The sequence below is a fragment of the Gammaproteobacteria bacterium genome (genome assembly GCA_029880545.1).
In the GTDB taxonomy this organism is placed as follows: Bacteria; Pseudomonadota; Gammaproteobacteria; order Acidiferrobacterales; family SZUA-150; genus JAOUOD01.
On the sequence record JAOUOD010000003.1, the window covers coordinates 281,295 to 287,500 of the forward strand.

4 protein-coding genes (1 of these 4 only partly in view) are annotated in these 6,206 nt (G+C 52.1%); 2 read left to right on the forward strand and 2 right to left on the reverse strand.

The window, feature by feature from the left end; genetic code table 11:
- Positions 1 to 5 precede the first annotated feature (5 nt).
- Positions 6 to 1,118 (reverse strand): anhydro-N-acetylmuramic acid kinase, encoded by a 1,113-nt coding sequence (locus OEZ10_05350; protein ID MDH5632406.1) that lies wholly within the window; start codon positions 1,116 to 1,118, stop codon positions 6 to 8.
- A 13-nt stretch (positions 1,119 to 1,131) separates the two neighbouring features.
- Positions 1,132 to 2,523: a peptidoglycan DD-metalloendopeptidase family protein gene (locus tag OEZ10_05355; GenBank protein ID MDH5632407.1), complete on the reverse strand. Its 1,392-nt coding sequence runs from the start codon at positions 2,521 to 2,523 to the stop codon at positions 1,132 to 1,134.
- Positions 2,524 to 2,691: 168 nt separating this feature from the next.
- Here OEZ10_05355 and tyrS point away from each other — a divergent pair, with 168 nt between their 5' ends.
- Complete coding sequence (gene tyrS, locus OEZ10_05360; GenBank protein MDH5632408.1) at positions 2,692 to 3,888, forward strand: tyrosine--tRNA ligase; 1,197 nt, start codon at positions 2,692 to 2,694, stop codon at positions 3,886 to 3,888.
- Positions 3,889 to 4,127: 239 nt separating this feature from the next.
- Positions 4,128 to 6,206, forward strand: partial view of a PAS domain-containing protein gene (locus OEZ10_05365; protein ID MDH5632409.1) — the 5' portion only. It continues 348 nt past the right edge of the window; 2,079 of the gene's 2,427 nt are visible here — the first part of the coding sequence; the start codon lies at positions 4,128 to 4,130; its stop codon lies beyond the right edge, outside the window.

Consider the following 6,206-nt stretch of genomic DNA (forward strand, 5'->3'; position numbering starts at 1 on the left):
GTTTGTTACACCGGATCGGGTTGGTGAACCTGTCCCAGGATAACCGCCTGTTTTGCGCCGGTGACTGATGGAATATTTCCCGGGCGACCGGCGAGCGTTTCCCGGGCCAGCCAGGCAAACGCTGCTGCTTCCACCCAGTTCGGATCCAGGCCCAGCGCCATGGTGGTATCTACCGGAATATCTCCCATATGAACCTGTAATTGCCGCATCACCGCTTTGTTATGAGCACCGCCTCCGCAAACGTAAACCCGTTCCGTGTCGTGGTGCTGACTGTGTATTGCTTGCGTGATACTTCGTACCGTCAGTTGAAGCAGGCTTGCCTGGACCACCGCGGGCTCCAGTGATCGGTTGAATTGCTCCAGTGTGTCGTGCAGCCACGGAAGATTGAAATACTCACGGCCGGTGCTCTTGGGAGGTGCCATCTTGAAATAGGCATCATCCAGCATCAGTGCGATCAGGTCTTCGTCGGCAGCAGCGTCTTGCGCCCAGGTGCCGTCTCGATCAAAGGGTTGCTGCCGGTGCGTTTCGATCCAGCGATCCATAAGGGTGTTGCCGGGGCCGGTATCGGAACCGCCGAGAATATGGCCCCCGGTATCAAGCAGTGAGATATTGGCAATACCCCCTATATTGAGAATGACGCAGGCCTTTCCTGTCTCACCCGCGAGCCAGCCATGAAACGCAGGTGCCAGCGGCGCTCCTTGTCCACCCGCCAGAATATCGGCAGTTCGAAAATCGTAAACAGTGGTAATGCCAGTGCGATTCCCGATGATGCTGCCATCACCAATCTGCAAACTGTAAGGCGGATCAGCATTGGGCGCGTGATGCACAGTCTGGCCGTGAGAGCCAATAGCGTGAATAACGGATGGATCGACTCCGGACTGACTGAGAAGTTCCAGTGCCGCGTCAGCAAACGCTTCACCGATTTCGAAATCCAGGTCTATGACCTGGTCACGGGTCAGTTGCGTCTGCTTGCAGGCCGTGTGTATCCGGGCCTTGAGTGAAGCGGAATAGTCCGTAGAGGAGGCCGCGATTACCACCTGGTCACGCTGGTCAAAATCGACTATCGCTGCATCGATGCCGTCGACGCTGGTTCCGGACATGAGGCCAAGATAGTACACAGCGTTTAGTAGCCTAGTCAGCGTTGGCGAGGCGAGTGTTGCCTGTCAACACATCCAGTTGTGCAGTCAGTGTCCGGGCCTTGGCCTGAAACGACTCACGTAGCGCTGCGTGAATGGGTTCTGACTTGGGGAAGCTGTAGTTGAGCGGGTTGTGGTGCTGATTGTTGACGCGGAATTCATAATGCAGGTGAGGGCCACTGGCCAGCCCGGTTTTGCCGACTCGGCCGATGAGTTGTCCCTGTTTCACCGAAACGCCTTTACGCATGTTTCGTTCAAATCGGGACATGTGGGCGTACAAGGTGCTGTATCGACTGCCGTGTCGAACAATGATTGTGCGTCCGTAGCCGCCTTTCCATCCGGCAAATACCACGGTACCGTTTGCGGTGCTGCGCACCGGGGTGCCGGTGGGTGCTGCGTAGTCTACACCCTTGTGGGCGCGCCATCGTTTCAGCACGGGATGAAAGCGCTTGCGTGTGAACCTTGAGCTGATTCGGCTGAATTTGACCGGCGAACGCAGAAATGTGCGCCGTAAACTGTGACCATCCGGTGTGTAGTAGCCTATTAGACCATTGGCGTCCTTGTGGGAAATGGCCCGGTATGCCTGTCCCTGGTTAATGTATTCGGCAGCCAGCACGTTGCCCGTGCCCACATGAACGCCATCGCGGAACAGCATTTCATATACCAGTGCGAATCGGTCACCTTCGCGAACATCCAGGGCAAAATCGATATCCCAGCCAAACATTTCGACCATTTGTGCGATCAGGCGATCATCAAGCCCGGCGTCCTGGCCGGCCATGTAAAGTGAATGATCAATTACCCCGGTTGCATAACCCGGGCGCACTTCGATATCCAGTGTCTCGCGGGACAGCTTGAAAGTGTCCCCATCCCGGGAGAGGGTTAGTCGGGAATCCAGCGAGGCAGGGTAGATCAGGCGATGAAGCTCGTTCCCGTCTAGTTGCAGTGTCAGCGTCTGCCCCTGGCGGAGGCTGCGGAAGTCCCTAATTTTTAGCGATGAAATGGCGCCCAGGTCGGCCGGGCTGACATTGTGGCGTCGCAAGGCATGAATCAGCGTATCGTTTCGGCGAATCGTTGCCGTCTCCAACCGCAGGTTACTGACCTGTTGCTGACGAATTTGACCCTTGGTCTGTGGCAATTGCGGATCGAGAACAAACTCTGTTTTTGATCCGTCCGGGTTGGCAATACTGACCAGGCTGAGCGCGGCTCCAGGGCTTGCCGCGTCGGCATTCATATCCCCGGTATTTGAATCCGAATTATGAATGTTGGCCAATGCAGCGGAAGCGATGCCTGCCGCCAACAATAGCCACAGGCTGCGATGGCGCAGTTGCCGTTGTCGCGCCATGCGTCTTAACTGGGCCAAGCGTAACTTGACAGTGTTGTTATTCAAGGGTGTTATGCCCCTTATCTGTATTATTTTATTAAGTTTATCTGTAAACTCACTGATTTGTAAGTACTTTATTTGCGATAATACCAAATTTCAGCCCAGACGGGAATGCTGCTCCGACAAGGTGGCTGTGATACCCTTCGCGCGGTTTTTTCAGGATTCAGGATTGTCATGACAAATAACGACATATTTGCCGAACTCAAGCGCGGAACAGAGGAAATCCTGCTCGAGGATGATCTAAAACAGCGGCTGGCCGAAAATCGTCCACTGCGAATCAAGGCCGGGTTTGATCCCACGGCACCTGACATTCACGTTGGCCATACTGTGCTTATTAATAAGATGCGCCAGTTCCAGGATTTGGGTCATGAAGTCATTTTCCTGATCGGCGACTTCACCGGCATGATCGGTGACCCAACGGGTAAAAACAGTACTCGACCACCCCTGACTCGTGACGAAGTGATTGAAAATGCCAGGAGTTATGAAGAACAGGTTTACAAGATACTGAATCCCGAGAAGACGTTGGTCATGTTTAATTCAAGCTGGATGAACGAAATTGGTTCTGCAGGCATGATTCAGTTGGCCGCACGCCATACGGTAGCTCGAATGCTGGAGCGCGATGATTTCAGCAAGCGCTACAGTTCCGGCAAACCCATTGCCATACATGAGTTCCTGTACCCATTGGTGCAAGGTTACGATTCTGTTGCGATCAAGGCTGATGTTGAGCTGGGGGGTACCGACCAGAAATTCAATATGCTGGTGGGCCGCGAGCTGCAGAAAGATTATGGCCAGAAACCGCAGGTGGTAATGACCGTGCCGATTCTTGAGGGTACTGACGGGGTTAACAAGATGTCCAAGTCCCTTGGTAATTATATTGGCATCAACGAGTCACCTGATGAGCAATTCGGAAAAATCATGTCCATATCGGATGAGCTGATGTGGCGTTATTTTGAGCTTTTAAGTTTCAGGCCGCTTGCCGAAATCAGTAGCCTGAGACAAAGCGTGGACCAGGGTGCCAATCCACGGGATATCAAGTTCCAGTTGGCGGATGAAATTATTACCCGGTTTCACGGATCGACCGAAGCAAAAAAAGCACAGGAAAATTTCATTGCCCGCTTCCAGAAAGGAGCGTTGCCCGAGGATATGCCGGAGCTGACTGTTGAATCCGACAATGGCCGTATCGCCATTGCCAATTTGCTAAAAGAGGCCGGTTTGACCGCCAGTACTTCTGACGCATTGCGTATGCTGAAGCAGGGCGCAGTCAAGATTGATGGAGAACGGGTTGAAGACCGCGCGCTGGCGATTGAGTCAGGAAAAACAATTGTTGCCCAGGTCGGGAAACGCCGCGTCGCACGGATTACTGTTAATTAACCCAATACTTCATAAAATCACATTAAATTTTACAGGGCTTAACATTTCCTAACGGTTTTTCACCCTCAAGCTGTTCTACACTATGGTGGAATGTTGTGGTTAGGCCGACCATGACATGAAACCCTGTTTACAACATGGAGGGTTGTTTTCTACTCCTCTGGATTATGAGCGCGCAAATTCACCCGGAAACCGCAACCAGCCTCCCTGCAGAAAGGCTGAAATCGGCGCAACTTGCCAATATGAATGGTGCTATGCCGACGGCGTTGGCATACGGCCTTATTATTGGAGCCGCGTTGATCGGAATGCTGTGGCAGAGTTTCGATTCTTACGTGCCACTTTACTGGTATGCCGCGCTGGTCATTGTAAGCCTGTTGAGGGCGCTGATCGTACCGGGCATCGTGGGCAAAAACTCTAAGCCGTTGATAGGATTGGATACGCTTGAGAGCCGGATATTCTGGACCATGGTCGGTGTCGTGTTCTCGGGGTTGACCTGGGGCTCAACAGCGTTCCTGCTGTTCAGTGATGACCCGATAATGCAAATCTTCCTGGCCTTTATCCTGGGCGGCCTGAGCGCAGGAGCAACAACCACCCTTTATGCAAATCGTCTGGCTGGATTTGGCTTTCTGTGCCTGACCCTTGTACCGCTTTGTATCCGGTTCCTTGTTATGCCCGAGTCACTGGACCAGGTTATGGGAATCATGATGTTTTTGTTTTGCAGTGGAATGATGTTGAGCGTGGCAAGGGCGAACAGGCAGTTTGTTCAGTCTGTCTTTGACGCGTACCAGGCGGCAACCATCCCGGCGATCAGGGAAGACTGGCGTCGCATGAAAGGTCGCGCCGATGAAGGCGAGCGAATTATCCAGAATTATATTCGGATGATGAGCCAGACGCACGATGCAGTTATCGGATTTGATCTTGATCTGAAAATCAATTTCTGGAGCGACGCTGCCGAGACTATTCTAGGTTATCGCGCCAATACGGTGCTGGGAAAATCAATTCTGGATCATGTAATAGATACGGATATCAAGGGATTAAAAGCGGAAATTCCGGAGCGTATGCGTATGGAAGATTACCTGGAAAAGGAAATCAGGTTTGCCCGGGAATCCAATGAACCGATATTCCTGAAAATGTCCATGATACTGGTTCGCAATGATGATGGTGAACCCGAAGCCGTGATTGCCTATCTTGCAGACATTGATGAGCTGAAAAAAACAGAGCTGGCCCTGATCAGTTCCGAGAAAAAATACAAGAGTGTTGTCAATTCACTGCCGCTGGGCATGATTATATTTGAGTCATCAAAAAGCAGTGAATTGATACCCAGGGATTACAATCCGGCTGCTGATCGTATTCTCGGTATTGATTGCAGTATCTACTCCGAAAGGCCGGTAGAACAGTGTTTTCCAGAGTTGGCGATTTCGGATATTTCGGAACGTCTGCATGAGGTGGTGAGGACCGGCAATCCCTGGTCAAGTGAACAGATCAGGTATTGCGATGACGAAATCGGTGGCGGCTTTATGGTGCACGCCTTCAAGATAGATGAAAACAGGGCCGCGCTGTGTTTTGTTGACATTACCGCCCGCTTGAGGGCTGAACGTGCGTTGCGCGAAAACGAGGCGCAACTGGATTTCCTGGTAACCGGCAGTCCGGTGGTGATTTATTCGTGCAAAATAACAGAGACAGCATTTGTGCCCACGTTTGTCAGCAGGAATATTTCGGAGATTCTCGGCTATAGTCCGGATGAATGCTTGGGTAATCCCGGTTGGTGGCCGGAGCATTTGCATCCTGACGACAAGGCCGCGGCATTCGCCAGTTCCGGCAGAATCTTCTCAGAGAATGCCATCATGCATGAGTATCGCTTCAGGATGCGTGATGACAGTTATCGGTGGATAAGGGATGAGGTCAGGGTTATACGGGACGAAAATGGTGTGGCAACGGAAATCATTGGCTATTGGGCTGATATTTCCGAGCAGAAACGTGCCGAGAAATTCAAGGATGAGTTCATTGCTACCGTAAGTCATGAACTGAGAACACCGTTGACGTCAATTCGTGGTGCGCTCGGCCTGCTGGAAGGCGGCGTGGCATTTGCCAGCCAGGAAGATTTTTCAAGGATGATTTCCATAGCCAGCAGCAATAGCGAACGCCTGTTGTTGTTGATCAACGATATTCTCGATATCCAGAAACTGGATTCAGGGGTTAGCCAGTTTGTTTCGACGACGTTTGAGCTGGGTTCATGGCTGGAGGGGGTGGTGCACGATAACGTACCGTTTGCCGGCCAGTTTGGTGTTGAAATCCGGGTAGACCTGAAGCAACGGGAGCAA